Source organism: Streptomyces sp. SID3343 (assembly GCF_009865215.1).
In the GTDB taxonomy this organism is placed as follows: Bacteria; Actinomycetota; Actinomycetes; order Streptomycetales; family Streptomycetaceae; genus Embleya.
The window spans coordinates 1-1,074 of the sequence record NZ_WWJX01000979.1 but is presented as its reverse complement, the minus strand read 5'-3'; the positions used below and the strand labels follow the sequence as shown (position 1 = coordinate 1,074).

Sequence of the window (1,074 nt, the reverse complement as noted above, 5' to 3'; positions counted from 1 at the left end):
CGGTCGCGGTGACCGGCCGACCCGCCCCGACCCACCGCGCAAGCGTGATCGCGGCCGCGAACGACGGGGCCAGCGCCGCAGCCCGCGCGAGCTCGGCCTCGTCGGGTAACGGGATCGCCGGCAAGGCCCTGCCCCGCCCCGGCCCGGTGGCATAGCCCGCCACGAACAGCCGCTTCGCCGCCCCCCACCGCGCCGAGTCGGCCATCCTGGCCGCGAGTTCGCCCTCGTGCCCGGCCAGTACCGCGGCCAGTTCCGCCCGGTCGTCGCTGTCGGGGTGGGCCCGGTCGCAGGCGTCGAGGAAGTCCAGGAAGAGCCGCACCGCCGGCACGACCAGTTTCACCGTGTCGTCCCGCGGCAGCGCCACGTGCGCGGGGACGAGCGTGTCGAGCAGCGCGTCCAGGTCTCGCGCGCGCCACCGGGTGTGGTCGTGCGCGTGCAGGCAGGCCACCCGCAGGTCGAGGAGAGTACCGAGCACGTCGACGATCCGCTCGGTGTCGCACGGGTCGGATGCGACCGGACCGGCCGGCCGCGCCTGTGCGAGCCAGGTTCCGAAGTCGGCCACGATGCCGCAGGAATCGGGAGATAGCGCCACGTCGCAGAGCGTAGTGAGCGCCGCGACCCCTTCGCATGGATTTCGGACAATCCATGCGAAGCGGCCGACGGGGTGGATGCGGCCGGCGGGTGCGAGGGGGTGGGTGCGACGGGCGCGAGGGGCGGGGCGGGTGCGACCGGCATCGGCGGGAGAGCGGGTCCAACCGGCGGGTGCGAGGGGCGGTGCGACCGGCGTCGGCGCGAGGGTGCGGGTAACCGGCGGGCGCTGCGAAGCGGCCGACGGGGTGGGTACGGCCGGCGGGTGCGAGGGGGTGGGTGCGACGGGGGGTCGACGGGCATCGGCGTGAGGGTGGGTGCGACGGGCGCGAGGGGCGGGGCGGGTGCGACCGGCATCGGCGGGAGAGCGGGTCCAACCGGCGGGTGCGAGGGGCGGTGCGACCGGCGTCGGCGCGAGGGTGCGGGTAACCGGCGGGTGCTGCAAAGCGGCCGACAGGGTGGGTGCAACGGGCATCGGCGTGAGGG

At 76.2% G+C, this 1,074-nt stretch carries 1 protein-coding gene; it reads right to left on the bottom strand.

Annotated features, from left to right (window positions below; translation table 11 throughout):
• On the bottom strand, positions 1–592 hold a 592-nt coding region (locus tag GT354_RS30625), incomplete at its 3' end, for a hypothetical protein (RefSeq protein WP_161359626.1).
• Positions 593–1,074 lie beyond the last annotated feature (482 nt).